Here is a 14,350-nt window from a genome sequence, read left to right on the forward strand (position 1 = left end):
AGCCGAGCAAGCGATTTACTCGACAGGCGTAATATTGGAGGCCTGCGCGCCCTTCGGACCCTGGGTCACGTCATAGCTGACACGCTGTCCTTCCTGCAGGCTGCGGAAGCCCTTGGAATTGATCGCGGAGAAGTGCGCGAATACATCGGCGCTGCCGTCTTCCGGTGAAATAAAGCCAAATCCCTTGGCGTCGTTGAACCACTTGACGGTACCGTTCGGCATGGTGATGCGAGACCTTGTGCAATGAATGGGTGGTGGTTGTGCGGCAGCCCGCACCGGCGGAGTATGCAAAGCTTGAGCAACGAAGACAATCACCCGCGCGCCAGTTCGCCGATCAGCTCCGGCAGCCCCGCCGACGCCGCCTCCACGTTCGCCAGCACCTCGGCCAGGGTGATTTCCTGTGCGTCGCCGCAGCCCGCCGCCCAGTTGGCCACGATCGCCAGGCACACGTAGTCCAGGCCCAGTTCGCGCGCCAGGCCCGCTTCCGGCATGCCGGTCATGCCGACCAGATCGCAGCCGTCGCGGCGCAGCCGCGCGATCTCTGCAATCGTTTCCAGGCGCGGCCCCTGGGTGGCGCCGTAGCAGCCGCCATCGACCACCTCGGCGCCGGTCACGCGCGCGGCGGCCAGCACCTTGCTGCGCAGCATCGGCGAATACGGATGGCCGAAATCCACGTGCAGCACCTCGCTGCCCGGCTCCTCGCTGAGCGTGGAGACGCGGCCCCAGGTGTAGTCGATCAACTGGTCCGGGCAGGCCAGCACGCGCGGTCCGAAGCGCTCGCCGATGCCGCCGACGGTGTTGAGCGCGAGCACCCGGGTGGCGCCGACTTGCTGCAATGCCGCAAGGTTTGCGCGGTAATTGATCTTGTGCGGCGGCAGCGAATGGCCCTCGCCGTGCCGGGCCAGGAACGCGACCCGATGGCCGAGCAGCGTGCCGATGCGGATCGGGCCGGAGGGACTGCCATAGCGGGTGTCGACCTGGCGGGCCTCCACGTCGTCCAGTTGTGCGAGCTTGTAGACGCCGGTGCCGCCGATCACGGCCAGTGCGATGTTGTCCATGCGGATCCTCGAATCAGAACGTGCGCGCACGCCGGCCGCGACGGCCGGCGCGCGATGGGGAAAAAGGCGCTGCGCCCTATTCCTTCATCGCGTAGATCGCCGGCAGGTTGCGCAGGCCTTCGTTGACGTCCATGCCGAAGCCGAACACGTAGCGGTCGGGCACTTCCACGCCCACGTAATCGGCCTCGACATCGTCCACGCGGCGGTCGTGACGCTTGACCGTCAGCGCCGCGATGCGCACGTCGGTAGCGCCCTGCTCCAGACACCACTGGCGCACCGCCAGCAGGGTCAGGCCTTCGTCGAGGATGTCGTCGAGCAGCAGCACGCGGCGCCCGTACAGCGCGGTGGCCGGGCGATGCTTCCACACCAGTTCGCCGCCGACGGTCTCGCCGCGGTAGCGGGTGGCGTGCAGGTAATCCAGCTGCAGGTCCTGGCCGCGCGCGCCCAGTTCCAGCGCCAGCTGCCCGGCGAACGGCAAGGCGCCGTGCATGATGGTCAGGTAGACCGGGATCTCGCCGCGGTAGTCGGCGGCGATGGCGTCGGCCATGCGCGCGATGGCCTGGTCGAGGTGCGAACGGTCGACCAGCAGGTCGGCCTGGGCCAGGGCCTGGGCGATGGTGAGAGTGGACATCAGGCGGTTTTTCCGAAGGTTGCGAGCAAGTGGGATTGGGTGTGGCCGTAGCGGGCATCGGCGAGCAGGCCGTCCCAGCCGAGGGCGCCGCGGCCGATCAGGCCGAGCAGCGCGGCGGTGTTGAGCGGGCGGTCGCGCACGGCCTGCAGCGAGTCGTCGACCAGTTCGGGATGGCAGACCAGGACCACGTCGCAGCCGGCGTCCAGGTGCGCGGACACCCGCGCGGCGACGCCGCCGGCGGCGAACGAGGCGGCCATGCCGATGTCGTCGGAGAACACCACGCCGCGGAAGCCCAGCTCCTGGCGCAGGATCTGCTGGATCCAGCGCGGCGAATAGCCGGCCGGTTCCGGCGCCACCTGCGGGTAGACCACGTGCGCCATCATCACCGCATCGGCACCGGCGGCGATGCCGGCGGCGAACGGCACCAGGTCCTGCTCGCGCAGTTCCTGCAGCGGGCGCGGATCGACGGCGTTGTCGACGTGGGTGTCTTCCAGCACCGTGCCGTGGCCGGGAAAGTGCTTGAGCGTGGCGGCCATGCCGACGCTGTGCATGCCGCGCACGTAGGCGCCGGTGAACGCGGCCACCACCTGCGGATCGTCGCTGAAGGCGCGGTCGCCGATCGCGCGGTTGCCGCGCGCCAGATCCACCACCGGGGCGAAGCTCAGGTCCACGCCGCTGGCGCGCACCTCGCTGGCCATCAGCCAGGCATGCTGCTCGGCCAGCGCCAGCGCCGCATCGCGGTCGCGCGCATACAGCGCGCCGAAGCCGTGCAGCGGCGGCAAGGCGCTATAGCCTTCGCGGAAGCGCTGCACGCGCCCGCCTTCCTGGTCCACGCAGATCAGCTGCGGCCGCGGCGCGGCGGCGCGGATCGCCGCGGTCAGCTCCACCAGCTGCGCCCTGGAGGCGAAATTGCGCTTGAACAGGACCACGCCGGCGACGGCATCGTGCTGCAGCCAGTCGCGTTCCTGGGCGGTGAGTTCGGTACCGGCGACACCGATCGCGAGCATGCGGGGGATTCTCCTGCCAGCGCTGTTCAGCGCGCCTGGGCCGCATTGTCGCAGATGACGGCGCCGGCGGCAGGCCGACGCGGCGGCGCGATGCGGCTCGGGCGCAGTGAGCGCATTGGACCCAGGCCAGGTTGCCGCGTTGCGACAGCGCCTACACCGCGCAGCCGTCGGGGCCGCAGTCCTGCGCCGCAGCCGCTGTCGGCGGCAGCAGGCCACGCAGCGTCGCGGCGAACACCTCCGGCGGTTGCGCTCCCTGGATCGCATGGCGGCCGTCGACGACGTAGGTCGGCACCGCGCGGATCCCCATCGCCTGCGCCTGCTGCAGCTGCGCCTGGATCTCGGCCAAGCCCTCGTCGCCGTCCAGCAGCGCCTGCACCCGCGCCGCAGGCAGCCCGCCGGCGGCGCCGGCCTCGAGCAGCGTGCCGGTCTCGGCCAGGTTGCGGCCCTCGGCGAAGTGCGCGTGGAACAGCGCCTCGGCCACCGCCTCGACGTCGCCTTCGCGCGCCGCCAGCCACAGCAACCGGTGCGCCGGCAGCGTGGTCACCCGCACCTGGCCGCGATCGAAGTCGAACGGCAGGCCCTCGGCGCGCGCGGTGGCCTGGGTCTGCGCCAGGATCTGCTCGGTCCGCGCGGCACCGCCGAACTTGGCTTCATAGGCCTTGCGCAGCGGCACCGGCTCGGTGCCGGCATCGGGATCGAGCAGGTACGGATGCCAATGGATGTCCAGCGCCGGCGCATCCGCGCCGAGTGCCGCGATGCCCTGCTGCAGGCGGCGCTTGCCGATCCAGCACCAGGGGCAGACCACGTCGGACCAGATGTCGATGCGCATGAGCGGGGATTGGGGATTCGTGATTCGGGATTGGCAAAAGCATAAACCTGATCGCGACGCGTGACCCGCTTTTGCGAATCCCCAATCCCAAATCACCAATCCCGGCACCTCAACGAATCCCTAATCCCGAATCCCCAATCCCGGCCACTGACAGAACGGATGCGACGCCAGCGCCAGGTTGTAGTAGCGGGCAACGTCGGTGACTTCGGCGCCGATCCAGTCGGGTTTGGCGAAGGCCTCGTCGGCGCGCTCCAGCTCGATCTCGGCGACCACCAGCCCGGCGTTGTCACCGAGGAACTCGTCCACTTCCCACAGATGGCCCTGGTGTTGCACCAGGTGCCGGCGCTTGTCGATCAGCCCGCCCACGCACAGCGCCAGCAGCGCGCGCGCATCGTCCAGCGGCAGCGGATATTCGAACTCCTGGCGGGTATGCCCGAGCTCGCGCGACTTCAGGTTGAGGAAGGCCTCCTCGCCCTGGATGCGGACCCGCACCGAGGCCTTCTGCGCGCCGCTGTCCATCGCCGCCTGGTCGTTGATATAGCCCTGCGCCATCGGGATCACCCGATGCGCCGCGGCGCGCCAGCCGTCGCCGGTGACGAGGAATTTGCGTTCGATTTCTACAGGCATGGGATTAGGCATTGGGGATTCGGGATTGGTCAAAGCATAAGCCCGCGCGCAGGCTGCGCTGTTACGAATCCCTAATCTCGAATCCCCAATCCCGGCTTCTCGAACACCGCGATGCTCTCCACATGCGCGGTATGCGGGAACATGTCCATCGCGCCGGCGGCCTTCAGCACGAAGCCCTGCTCGTTGACCAGGTAGCCGGCGTCGCGCGCCAGCGAGCCGGGGTGGCAGCTGACGTAGACGATGCGCTGGAAGCGGTCCAACGGCAGCTGCCGCAACACCTCGATCGCGCCGGAGCGCGGCGGGTCGAGCAGCAGCTTGTCGAAGCCCTGCTGCATCCACGGCGCCTGGCGCTGGTCCTGGGTCAGGTCGGCGGCGAAGAACTGCGCGTTGTCCAGGCCGTTGCGCTGCGCGTTGTCGCGCGCCCGCGCCACCAGCCCCGCATCGCCTTCCACGCCCACCACCTCGCGCACCGTGCGCGCCAGCGGCAGGGTGAAATTGCCCAGCCCGCAGAACAGGTCGAGCACGCGGTCATCGGGCTGCGCGTCGAGCAGGGTCAGCGCCAGCGCGATCATCTTCTGGTTGAGCGCGGCGTTGACCTGGATGAAATCCAGCGGCCGGAACGCCAGCTCCACGTCCCATTGCGGCAACCGGAACGACAGCGGCACCTGCTGCGGGTACAGCGGATGCACGCTGTCCACGCCGCCGGGCTGCAGGAAGATGGCGAAGTCGTGCGCCTGGGCGAACGCCACCAGCGCCGCCTGGTCGCGCGCGCTGAGCGGCTGCATGTGGCGGAAGGTCAGCGCTACGCCGCTGTGCTCGGGGGTGGGGTCGCCGGCGATGAATTCGATCTGCGGGATGTCGCGCTTGCCGTCCAGGCCCTCGACCAGCTCGGCCAGCACGCTCACCTTGAAGCCGATCTGCGGAATCACCGTGTGGCATACCGACAGGTCGGCGACGAAGCGCGGATCGAGCTCGCGGAACCCCACCAGGGTCTTGTCCTTCTTCTCCACCCGGCGCACCGAGAACCGGCCCTTGCGCCGGTAGCCCCAGGGCTCACCGGACAGCGCCGGCAGCACCGTCTGCGGGCTTACGTGGCCGATCCGCTCCAGGTTTTCGGTCAACACCCGCTGCTTGGCCAGGATCTGCTGGTCCTCGGCCAGGTGCTGCAGCACGCACCCGGCGCAGACCCCGAAATGCGGACAGCGCGGTTGCACCCGCTGCGGCGAGGGCTGCAGCACCTGCAGGGTGCGCGCCTCGTCGAAATGACGGTTGCGCGCGGTGGGTTCGGCGAGGACCGTCTCCCCGGGCAACGCGCCGGCGACGAAGGCGACCTTGCCGCCCTCGCCCTCCGGGCGGGCGACGCCGCGGCCGTCGTGGCTGAGATCGGCGATGTCGGTCTGGAACGGGGTGCGGTCTAGGCGTTTTCTGGATCGGGCCACGTGGCGGCAGGCTGCGGGCGGAAAAGGGCGGCTATTGTCGCAGATGCGCCAAGGCCTGCCGATGCGCGGGGAGCGACCCTGCCGTGCCCGCGCGTGCGCCGATGCCGCCCTGCAAGCGCCCGGCGCGGCGCTCCGGGCTACCCGGCCTGCGCCGATGCGGTCGGCAGCGCCCGCAGCGGCTGGCCCATGGCGCCCGCTTGCAGACGCGGCGGCGGCGGCGCAAAGTGGTGCGACGCATCGTCGCAGCCGCTAAGATGCGCCCAGGCCGCATGGAGGCATAAGGATGGCATTGACCCAGGACCCTGTGACGCGACTTTTGCTGGTCGAGGACGACCCGATCAGTCGCACGTTTTTGCACGTGACGCTGGAATCCCTGCCCGCGCAGGTCGATCTGGCCGACAGCGTCGCTTCCGCGCTGCTCAGTGCGCAGGCGCAGCAACACGATCTTTGGCTGATCGACGCCAACCTGCCCGACGGCAGCGGCGCCGAGCTGCTGCAGCGTCTGCAGCGGCAACGCCCCGGCACGTTGGCGTTGGCGCATACCGCCGACGCCAGCGGCGCGGTCCGCGAGCACCTGCTCGGCGCCGGTTTCGCCGAAGTGCTGCTGAAACCGCTCACTCCCGAACGCCTGCTGCAGGCGGTGCGCCGCTTGCTGGCGCGTGGCCGCGCCGGCGCGGCGCCGAACGCGGCGGAGGCGACAATGGACTGGGACGAGACCACCGCGCTGGTCGCGCTCAACGGCGAGCGCTCGCACCTGATCGCGCTGCGCGAACTGTTCCTCGCCGAGTTGCCCGGCACCCGAGACGCGGTCGCCTCGGCGCTGCAGCTCAGCGACGAACAAGCAGTGCGCAACCACCTGCACCGGCTGCAGGCCAGCTGCGGCTTCGTCGGCGCCGCCCGGCTGGCGCGCGCGGTACGCCAGTTGCAGGGCGACCCGGCCTCGTCGCAGGCGCGCAGCCAGTTCAGCGAGGCGGTCGCTGCGTTGCTGCATTGAGCCGGGATTGGGGATTTGGGATTGGGGATTCGTGAAAGCTGGGCGTCGCTGCACTGCCGCGCCGCCCGCATGCCCCTGTAGGAGCGGCTTCAGCCGCGACACACACCGCCGGCAGCCGATGCGCTGCAGAACCGGCGGGGGCTGAAGCCCCTCCTACAGAAGGCCGGCGAAAGCGCGGCTCAATCGGCCTTCGGTGCCGGCGATTCGGGCTCTTCCGGCGCCTCCGGCAGTTCCGCAGCGTCAGCGTCCGCGTCGCGGCGCTGGCGGGTCAGATCCTGCAGCATCTCCCATGACTTCAGGCCGCGCCCGCCGAGGTGGTGCATCAGCACCACGCGCATGCCGCGGCGCAGGCCGGGCAGGTCTTCGGCCACTGGCATCTCGTCGGCGGCCAATGCCAGCAACGCGCGGCCGGTGGCCATGCCGCTGCGCTGGTCGTGGCCGCGGTCGCTGAGCAGGCGACGCGGGCCGTGTTCGGCGTCCAGCACGTAGCGCGCGGCCGGGTCGATCGGCTCGCCATCGCCGTCGTGGCGCAGGTCGAACCCCACGCCCAGCGCGTCCAGCAGGTCGCGCTCGAAGCAGCGCAGCGTCCACGCCAGCGGCGCCTCCGCGCCCAGCCGCGCGCGCACCCGTGCGTAGGCCAGGTACAGGTCGGGCGCGGGATCGTCGCGCGGCGCCAGGCGCAGGGTCAATTCGTTGATGTAGAACCCGGCGAGCATGCCGTCGCCACTCAGGCGCGGCGCCGTGTCCAGCGCCTCGGCCGCACGAAGCTGGGCCAGCTCGCCGCGGCGCTGCGCGCTGAAGCGGATCGACTGCAGCGGCTGCAGCGCGGCGCGCAGCGGCTGATTCTTCGGGCCCTGCACGCCCCGCGCCAGCACGCCCAGCCGGCCGTACTGCGCGCTCAGCACTTCCACCAGCAGGCTGGTCTCGCGCCAGGGACGCGCGTGCAGGACGAAGGCGGGTTCGTGTTCGATGAGCATGGGAGCTTCGGGCTCGGGACTCGGGACTCGGGACTCGGGACTCGGGACTCGAAGATGCTGTCCGGGAACGAATCGCTGTCAAGCGATCCGATGATGAAAGTGCCACGTGTTTCCAGGTGAAAACGGCTTGGCTCAGCCACTTCGAGCCAACGCTATTCTGTAGGAGGGGCTTCAGCCCCGACGCCTTACCGGTAACGCGTCGGGGCTGAAGCCCCTCCTACAGAAAAGCGGAAATGCGGCGAACTTGCGAAATCCCGAATCCAAAATCCGAATCCCGAATCCCAGCCTTACTCCCCGTAACCGAACGCCTTCAGCGCCGCCTCGTCGTCCGACCAGCCCTCGCGCACGCGGACCCAGGTCTCCAGGAACACCTTGGCGCCGAACAGGCGCTCCATCTGCTGCCGGGCCTTGGCGCCGATGTCCTTCAGCCGCGTGCCGCCCTTGCCGATCACGATCGCCTTCTGGCCCTCGCGTTCGACCCAGATCACCGCGCCGATGCGCAGCAACGCGCCGTCCTCGGCGAAGCGTTCGATTTCCACCGTGGTCGCGTACGGCAGCTCTTCGCCGAGCTGGCGCATCAGCTGCTCGCGGACCAGTTCGCCGGCCAGGAAGCGCTGGCTGCGGTCGGTGATCTCGTCCTCGCCGAACATCGCCGGCGCTTCCGGCACCAGACCCAGCAGGTCGCGCACCAGCGCCTCCAGGCCCTTGCGCTTGAGCGCGGAGATCGGGTGCACCGCGGCGAAGCTGCGGCCGTCGCTGACCTGCTGCAGGAACGGCAGCAGCGCGGTCTTGTCCTTGAGCCGGTCGACCTTGTTCACCACCAGCACCACCGGGATGCCGGCATCGCTGAGCACGTTGAACGCCAGCGTGTCCTCGTCGTCCCAACGCCCGGCCTCGATCACCAGCAGGCCGGCGTCCACGCCTTCCAGCGAGCCGCGCGCGGCGCGGTTCATGACCCGGTTCATGGCGCGCTTCTGCTCGCGGTGCAGGCCGGGGGTGTCGACCAGCACCAACTGCCCTTCCGGGAAGCTGGCGATGCCGAGCAAGCGGTGCCGGGTGGTCTGCGGCCGGTTGGAGACGATGCTGACCTTGGCGCCCACCAGGGCGTTGGTCAGGGTGGACTTGCCCACGTTGGGGCGGCCGATCACGGCCACGCTGCCGCTGCAGTAAGAAGAGGCTTGCTCGTTCACTTGCTGGAATCCAGTTGCTCGATGGCGGCGGCGGCGGCCTGTTGCTCGGCCAGCCGTCGCGAGGTGCCCTCGCCCTCGGTGGTGAGGGCAGGCTCGGCGAGTACGCAGCGTACCCGGAATAGCTTGGCGTGTTCGTCGCCGGTTTCGCTGATCAGTTCGTAGCCCGGCAAGGCGCGCTGTCGCGCCTGCAGCCATTCCTGCAGGCGGGTCTTGGCGTCCTTCTCCGGCTTGCCCACCGGCAGTGCGGCCAGCGCCGTCTCGAACCAGGGCAGGATCACCGCACGGCAGGCCTCGAATCCGGCATCCAGGTAGATCGCCGCGACCACCGCCTCGACCGCGTCGGCCAGGATCGAATCGCGGCGATGCCCGCCGGACTTCATCTCGCCCGGCCCCAGGGTCAGCCGCTCGCCAAGTTCCAGCTGGCGGCCGATGGTGGCCAGCGAGGCCTCGCGCACCAGTTCGGCGCGGGCGCGGGTCAGCGCGCCCTCGTCGGCCTTGGGCCAGCGCCGGTACAGCGCCTCGGCGATCAGCTGGTTGACGATGCTGTCGCCGAGGAATTCCAGCCGCTCGTTGTGCGGCGCGCCGGCGCTGCGATGCGTCAGCGCCTGCGCCAGCAGCTGCGGGTCGGCGAAGCGGTGACCGATGCGGTCGCCGCGCAAGATCGTCTTACTCGCCACCGCGCGTCGTCAGGTCCTGGGTGATGTCGAACTTGCCGACCACGTCCAGGTTGGCGACCAGCGGCTTGCGCACTTCGTAAGCCACATGCATCTTCCAGCCAGAATCCATGCGGTCGAACTTGACGTCGTCCGGCTTCACGTTGTCCGAGTTGTTGATGTCCAGGCGGCGGAACAGCAGCATCTTCGCCTGCGCCGGATCCATGTCGGCGCTGCCCGGTTCGGCGGCCAGGCCCTTCATCGCCGAGCGCACCGCGTAGTACTCCAGGTACATCGGGAACAGCTTCATGCCGATGTAGGCGAAGAACCCCACCACCGCCAGCACGATCACGAACGACGTCAACGTCATGCCACTTTGCTTGTGCTTCATCGCGCTTCCCCTTACGCCAGAAATCACTGGATGCCGGTCCCGATCCGCGAGGGATCGAAACTGCCGCTGCAGAACCACCCCTCGCAATTGAGCCAGACCAGGAACGCCTTGCCGCGCAGATTCTCTTCGGGCAGGAAATGGGTCTGGGTCCAGAAGCGGCTGTCCTCGCTATTATCGCGATTGTCGCCCATCACGAAATACTGGCCCGGCGGCACCACCCAATCGCCCTGGCCGGCCGGGTTGTTGCGGTCCAGCCATTCCAGTTCGGTGTGGGTGCGGCCGGGCAGGTATTCGGTGAGCAGCGTGGCGCCGGTCATCTCCGCGCCCTTGCCCTTGCCGACGTACTCGCCGCGCACCTGGTACTTCATCGGCGTGCCGTTGATATACAGGGTATCGCCGTGGAAGCCGATGCGGTCGCCGGGCAGGCCGATGACGCGCTTGATCCAGTTCTCGTCCGGCTTGTGCGGCGGCTTGAACACCACCACGTCGCCGCGCTTGGGCTCGCTGACCGGGATCACCTTCTGGTTGGTGATCGGCAGGCGGAAGCCGTAGGAGAACTTGTTGACCAGGATGAAATCGCCGACCAGCAGGTTCGGCATCATCGAGCTGGACGGGATCTTGTACGGCTCGGCGATGAAGCTGCGCAGGATCAGCACCACCGCCAGCACCGGGAAGAACGCCCGCGAGTAATCCACCAGCACCGGCTCGCTGTCGAGCAGGCCGGCGCGCGCGGCACGGCGCTTGGCGAAGAACAGCTTGTCCAGCAACCAGACGATGCCGGTGGCGAAGGTCAGGACCACCAGCGCGATTTCAAACCATTTCATTCGTGTTCCTTCGGAACGGGATTTGGGATTGGGGATGAGGGGATTCGGCAGAGCGGGATCGGGCAGGCTTGCGCTCTTGCCAATCCCCAATCCCGAATCCCCAATCCCGGCTACTTATCCATCTGCAGCACAGCCAAGAAGGCTTCCTGCGGGATCTCCACGCGGCCGACCTGCTTCATGCGCTTCTTGCCTTCCTTCTGTTTTTCCAGAAGTTTCTTCTTGCGCGACACGTCGCCACCATAACATTTGGCCAGCACGTTCTTGCGCATCGCCTTGACCGTGCTGCGCGAGATGATCTGCGAGCCGACCGCGGCCTGGATCGCCACGTCGAACATCTGCCGCGGGATCAGGTCCTTCATCTTCTCGCACAGCTCGCGGCCGCGCCGGTCGGCATGGCTGCGGTGCACGATGATCGACAGCGCATCGACCTTGTCGCCGTTGATCAGCGTGTCCACGCGCACGAACGGGCCGGCCTCGAAGCGCAGGAAGTGGTAGTCCAGCGAGGCGTAGCCGCGCGACACCGACTTGAGCTTGTCGAAGAAATCCAGCACCACCTCGGCCATCGGCAGCTCGTAGCTGATCTGCACCTGGCTGCCCAGGTAGTTGATGCCGATCTGGCTGCCGCGCTTTTCCTCGCACAGGGTGATGATGTTGCCGACGTAATCCGGCGGGGTCAGGATGTTGGCGCGGATGATCGGCTCGCGGATCTCCTCGACGTTGTTCAGCGGCGGCAGCTTAGACGGGTTGTCCATCGGGATCACGCTGCCGTCGGTCTTGAGCACCTCGTAGACCACGGTCGGCGCGGTCGAGATCAGGTTGAGGTTGTATTCGCGCTCCAGCCGCTCCTGCACGATCTCCATGTGCAGCATGCCGAGGAAGCCGCAGCGGAAGCCGAAGCCCATCGCCTCGGAGCTTTCCGGCTCGAAGCGCAGCGCCGCGTCGTTGAGGCGCAGCTTGTCCAGCGCTTCGCGCAGGTCCGGATAGTCCTCGGCATCGACCGGGAACAGGCCGGCGAACACGCGCGGCTGCATTTCCTGGAAGCCGGGCAGCGCGTGCGGCGCCGGGTCGGCGGCCAGGGTCAGGGTGTCGCCGACCGGCGCGCCGTGCACGTCCTTGATCGAGGCGTTGATCCAGCCCACTTCGCCGGCGCCCAGCGCGGGCAGCTCCTTGCGCTTGGGGGTGAACACGCCGACCTTGTCGACCAGGTGGGTGCGGCCGGTGGACATCACCAGGATCTTGCTGCCCGGCTTGATCTCGCCCTGCATCACCCGCACCAGCGAGACCACGCCCAGATAGTTGTCGAACCACGAGTCGATGATCAGCGCCTGCAGCTTGTCGGTGTCGCGCGGCTTCGGCGGCGGGATGCGATGCACGATCGCCTCCAGCACCGCGTCCACGTTCAGGCCGGTCTTGGCGCTGACCGCGACCGCATCCTCGGCGTCGATGCCGATCACCGCCTCGATCTCGGCCTTGGCGCGGTCGATGTCGGCGGTCGGCAGGTCGATCTTGTTGAGCACCGGCACCACTTCCAGACCCTGCTCCACCGCGGTGTAGCAGTTGGCCACCGACTGCGCTTCCACGCCCTGCGCGGCGTCCACCACCAGCAGTGCGCCCTCGCAGGCGGCCAGCGAGCGGCTGACCTCGTAGGAGAAGTCGACGTGACCGGGGGTGTCGATGAAGTTCAGGTGGTAGACCTGCCCGTCCTTGGCCGTATACGGCAGGGATACGGACTGCGCCTTGATGGTGATGCCGCGTTCGCGCTCGATCGGGTTGGAGTCGAGCACCTGCGCTTCCATCTCGCGCGCCTGCAGGCCGCCACAGAGCTGGATGATGCGATCGGCCAGGGTCGATTTGCCGTGGTCGACGTGGGCGATGATGGAGAAATTGCGGATGTTCCGCATCGAATCAGAGGACATGAGGTGGGCGGCGGCCAGGACCGTCGTCAGGATAACGGGCCATTATCGCATGGCCGGAGGGAGCCCGGCGCCCCAGCTGCGGCACAGCGGTGGGCGCGGCGGAGCGGGCACCGCCACAGGAGAAAAATTCCAATGAAATCAAGGCGGCCAGCGAACCGAGGTTCGCTGGCCGCCATGGGCACCACCGCGATCGGAAGATCAGTCGACGCTGATCGCGACGAACTGGCTGGCCGGGCTGCCCGGCGCGCGCACCAGCAACATCACCACGTCGCCCTTCTTCGCACCGGCGGTGAGCTTGCGGAACTGCGCCGCATTGGACACCGGCGTGCGCCCGACCTGCAGCACGATCATGCCGGGGCGCAGCTGCGACTTGCTCGCCACCGCGCGGCTGACCTGCGCCACCTGCACGCCCTCGTCGGCGCGCAACCCGAGCTTCTGCCGCACCGGCGCCGGGATTTCCTCGACGCTGATGCCCAGTGCGCTGCTCTCCGCGGCCTGCGGCGCCGGCGCTGCGCCGCCGCGGCCCGGCTGCTGCTGGCCCATGGCCACGCCGTCGTCGCTGAGCTCGCTCAGGGTCACGCTGATGTCGCGCGGCTTGCCATCGCGGATCACGGTGACGCGCGCCTTGCTGCCAGGCGGCAGCATGCCCACCAGCGGCGGCAGGTCCTCACGCGTGTTGATCTTCTGTCCGTTGAAGGCAACGATGAAGTCGCCCGGCTCGATCCCGGCCTTGGCCGCGCCGCTGCCCGGCTGCACGCCGTTGACCAGCGCGCCGCGGGTGTCGGTCAGGCCCAGGCCCTTGGCCTCGACATCGCTGATGTTCGGCTGCATGGTCACCCCGAGCATGCCGCGGCTGACCTTGCCGGTCTTCTTGATCTGCTCGACCGCGCTCATCGCCAGGTCGATCGGGATCGCGAAGCTGATGCCCATGTAGCCGCCGGACGCGGAGAAGATCTGCGAGTTGATGCCGACCACCTCGCCGCGGGTGTTGAGCAGCGGGCCGCCGGAGTTGCCCTGGTTGATCGCCACGTCGGTCTGGATGAAGGGCACATAGCGTTGGTCGGCGTACGGATTGCTGCGACCGGTGGCGCTGACGATGCCGGCGGTGACCGAGTGGTCCAGGCCGAACGGCGAACCGATCGCCACCACCCACTGGCCGGGCTTGAGCGTGTTGGAATCGCCCACCCGCACCGTCGGCAGGTTCTTGCCTTCGATCTTCAGCAGCGCCACGTCGTACTGCTGGTCGCTGCCGACCACCTTGGCGGTGAATTCGCGGCGGTCGGTCAGCTTGACCTTGACCTCGCTGGCGCCGTCGACCACGTGATGATTGGTCAGCACGTAGCCGTCCGGCGAGATGATGAAGCCCGAGCCCATCGAGCGGCCGCCGGGGGTCGCATCGTCGTCGTCCGGCCCTTGCTGGCCCGGCATGCCCGGTTGGCCCGGCATCCCTTCCGGCCCGAAGAAGCGGCGGAAGAACTCGGGGATCTGCGCATCGTCGGGCATGCCGCCGGCGCCGGCACGGGTGGCTGCGGCCTTGCGGCTGATCGTGGTCTCGACGTTGACCACGCCGGGGCCGACCTGTTCGACCAGGTTGGTGAAATCGGGCAAGCCGGCAACCAACTGCGGCGCGGGCGCCGAACGCGCCGCCGGCGCGGCGGCAGCGGGTGCGGCCGACTCGGGCTGCTGTGCGCAGGCGGCCAGCGGCAGGGACAGGGCCAACACGCCCAGCAGATGGTTGCGGATACGGTGAGTCATCGGACGCGAGCCTCCGGTTCGGGAAAGGGAAGGAAAACAGGGGCGGTGCTGCGGGCACC

Annotated in this window: 15 protein-coding genes; 1 reads left to right on the forward strand and 14 read right to left on the reverse strand. The window is 68.6% G+C overall.

Annotation, left to right across the window (positions count from 1 at the left end; translation table 11 throughout):
• Positions 1–15: 15 nt before the first annotated feature.
• The 7 genes from AB3X08_RS14965 to rlmD all read right to left on the reverse strand — a co-directional run bounded on the left by AB3X08_RS14965 (position 16) and on the right by rlmD (position 5,591).
• Positions 16–222: a cold-shock protein gene (locus AB3X08_RS14965; RefSeq protein ID WP_003488188.1), complete on the reverse strand. Its 207-nt coding sequence runs from the start codon at positions 220–222 to the stop codon at positions 16–18.
• Between the two features lie 89 nt (positions 223–311).
• Complete coding sequence (locus AB3X08_RS14970) at positions 312–1,058, reverse strand: S-methyl-5'-thioinosine phosphorylase (protein WP_369933528.1); 747 nt, start codon at positions 1,056–1,058, stop codon at positions 312–314.
• Between the two features lie 76 nt (positions 1,059–1,134).
• Complete coding sequence (locus AB3X08_RS14975; protein WP_369933530.1) at positions 1,135–1,689, reverse strand: hypoxanthine-guanine phosphoribosyltransferase; 555 nt, start codon at positions 1,687–1,689, stop codon at positions 1,135–1,137.
• Complete coding sequence (gene nagZ, locus AB3X08_RS14980; RefSeq protein ID WP_369933531.1) at positions 1,689–2,696, reverse strand: beta-N-acetylhexosaminidase; 1,008 nt, start codon at positions 2,694–2,696, stop codon at positions 1,689–1,691. Before nagZ ends, AB3X08_RS14975 begins: the two co-directional genes overlap by 1 nt.
• Before the next feature lie 151 nt (positions 2,697–2,847).
• Positions 2,848–3,525, reverse strand: coding sequence for a DsbA family oxidoreductase (locus AB3X08_RS14985; protein ID WP_369933532.1), 678 nt, complete (start codon positions 3,523–3,525; stop codon positions 2,848–2,850).
• A gap of 120 nt (positions 3,526–3,645) precedes the next feature.
• Positions 3,646–4,152 (reverse strand): CYTH domain-containing protein, encoded by a 507-nt coding sequence (locus AB3X08_RS14990; protein ID WP_369933533.1) that lies wholly within the window; start codon positions 4,150–4,152, stop codon positions 3,646–3,648.
• A 71-nt stretch (positions 4,153–4,223) separates the two neighbouring features.
• On the reverse strand, positions 4,224–5,591 hold the full coding sequence (gene rlmD, locus AB3X08_RS14995; protein WP_369933534.1) for a 23S rRNA (uracil(1939)-C(5))-methyltransferase RlmD: 1,368 nt from the start codon (positions 5,589–5,591) through the stop codon (positions 4,224–4,226).
• 283 nt (positions 5,592–5,874) lie between these two features.
• Between rlmD and AB3X08_RS15000 the strand changes: the two genes are divergently transcribed.
• The gene (locus AB3X08_RS15000) at positions 5,875–6,585 is read left to right on the forward strand and encodes a response regulator (protein WP_369933536.1); all 711 of its coding nucleotides are present in this window, start codon (positions 5,875–5,877) and stop codon (positions 6,583–6,585) included.
• 179 nt (positions 6,586–6,764) lie between these two features.
• Here the strand turns inward: AB3X08_RS15000 and recO are convergent, their stop codons facing one another.
• The 7 genes from recO to AB3X08_RS15035 all read right to left on the reverse strand — a co-directional run bounded on the left by recO (position 6,765) and on the right by AB3X08_RS15035 (position 14,291).
• Positions 6,765–7,562 (reverse strand): DNA repair protein RecO, encoded by a 798-nt coding sequence (gene recO, locus AB3X08_RS15005; protein WP_369933538.1) that lies wholly within the window; start codon positions 7,560–7,562, stop codon positions 6,765–6,767.
• Between the two features lie 287 nt (positions 7,563–7,849).
• Positions 7,850–8,752 (reverse strand): GTPase Era, encoded by a 903-nt coding sequence (era, locus tag AB3X08_RS15010; RefSeq protein WP_369933540.1) that lies wholly within the window; start codon positions 8,750–8,752, stop codon positions 7,850–7,852.
• A complete protein-coding gene (gene rnc / locus AB3X08_RS15015) occupies positions 8,749–9,429 on the reverse strand; it encodes a ribonuclease III (RefSeq protein ID WP_369933541.1) in 681 nt (226 codons plus the stop codon). The genes era and rnc overlap by 4 nt, the downstream gene beginning before the upstream one ends.
• Positions 9,419–9,796, reverse strand: coding sequence for a DUF4845 domain-containing protein (locus AB3X08_RS15020; protein ID WP_369933542.1), 378 nt, complete (start codon positions 9,794–9,796; stop codon positions 9,419–9,421). Before AB3X08_RS15020 ends, rnc begins: the two co-directional genes overlap by 11 nt.
• Positions 9,797–9,819: 23 nt before the next feature.
• Entirely contained in the window at positions 9,820–10,620 is an 801-nt protein-coding gene (lepB, locus tag AB3X08_RS15025) for a signal peptidase I (protein WP_184411395.1), read from the reverse strand.
• A gap of 110 nt (positions 10,621–10,730) precedes the next feature.
• Positions 10,731–12,521 (reverse strand): translation elongation factor 4, encoded by a 1,791-nt coding sequence (lepA, locus tag AB3X08_RS15030; protein ID WP_369938544.1) that lies wholly within the window; start codon positions 12,519–12,521, stop codon positions 10,731–10,733.
• Between the two features lie 213 nt (positions 12,522–12,734).
• The gene (locus AB3X08_RS15035; RefSeq protein ID WP_369933544.1) at positions 12,735–14,291 is read right to left on the reverse strand and encodes a DegQ family serine endoprotease; all 1,557 of its coding nucleotides are present in this window, start codon (positions 14,289–14,291) and stop codon (positions 12,735–12,737) included.
• Positions 14,292–14,350 lie beyond the last annotated feature (59 nt).

The organism is Xanthomonas sp. DAR 34887, assembly GCF_041245805.1.
Lineage (GTDB): Bacteria > Pseudomonadota > Gammaproteobacteria > Xanthomonadales > Xanthomonadaceae > Xanthomonas_A > Xanthomonas_A tesorieronis.

Bases quoted from the DNA above. Each gene is read 5' to 3' on its own strand.
- AB3X08_RS14965 (WP_003488188.1), bottom strand. From the start codon at position 222: ATGCCGAACGGTACCGTCAAGTGGTTCAACGACGCCAAGGGATTTGGC.
- AB3X08_RS14970 (WP_369933528.1), bottom strand. From the start codon at position 1,058: ATGGACAACATCGCACTGGCCGTGATCGGCGGCACCGGCGTCTACAAG.
- AB3X08_RS14975 (WP_369933530.1), bottom strand. From the start codon at position 1,689: ATGTCCACTCTCACCATCGCCCAGGCCCTGGCCCAGGCCGACCTGCTG.
- nagZ (WP_369933531.1), bottom strand. From the start codon at position 2,696: ATGCTCGCGATCGGTGTCGCCGGTACCGAACTCACCGCCCAGGAACGC.
- AB3X08_RS14985 (WP_369933532.1), bottom strand. From the start codon at position 3,525: ATGCGCATCGACATCTGGTCCGACGTGGTCTGCCCCTGGTGCTGGATC.
- AB3X08_RS14990 (WP_369933533.1), bottom strand. From the start codon at position 4,152: ATGCCTGTAGAAATCGAACGCAAATTCCTCGTCACCGGCGACGGCTGG.
- AB3X08_RS15000 (WP_369933536.1), top strand. From the start codon at position 5,875: ATGGCATTGACCCAGGACCCTGTGACGCGACTTTTGCTGGTCGAGGAC.
- recO (WP_369933538.1), bottom strand. From the start codon at position 7,562: ATGCTCATCGAACACGAACCCGCCTTCGTCCTGCACGCGCGTCCCTGG.
- AB3X08_RS15020 (WP_369933542.1), bottom strand. From the start codon at position 9,796: ATGAAGCACAAGCAAAGTGGCATGACGTTGACGTCGTTCGTGATCGTG.
- lepB (WP_184411395.1), bottom strand. From the start codon at position 10,620: ATGAAATGGTTTGAAATCGCGCTGGTGGTCCTGACCTTCGCCACCGGC.
- lepA (WP_369938544.1), bottom strand. From the start codon at position 12,521: ATGCGGAACATCCGCAATTTCTCCATCATCGCCCACGTCGACCACGGC.
- AB3X08_RS15035 (WP_369933544.1), bottom strand. From the start codon at position 14,291: ATGACTCACCGTATCCGCAACCATCTGCTGGGCGTGTTGGCCCTGTCC.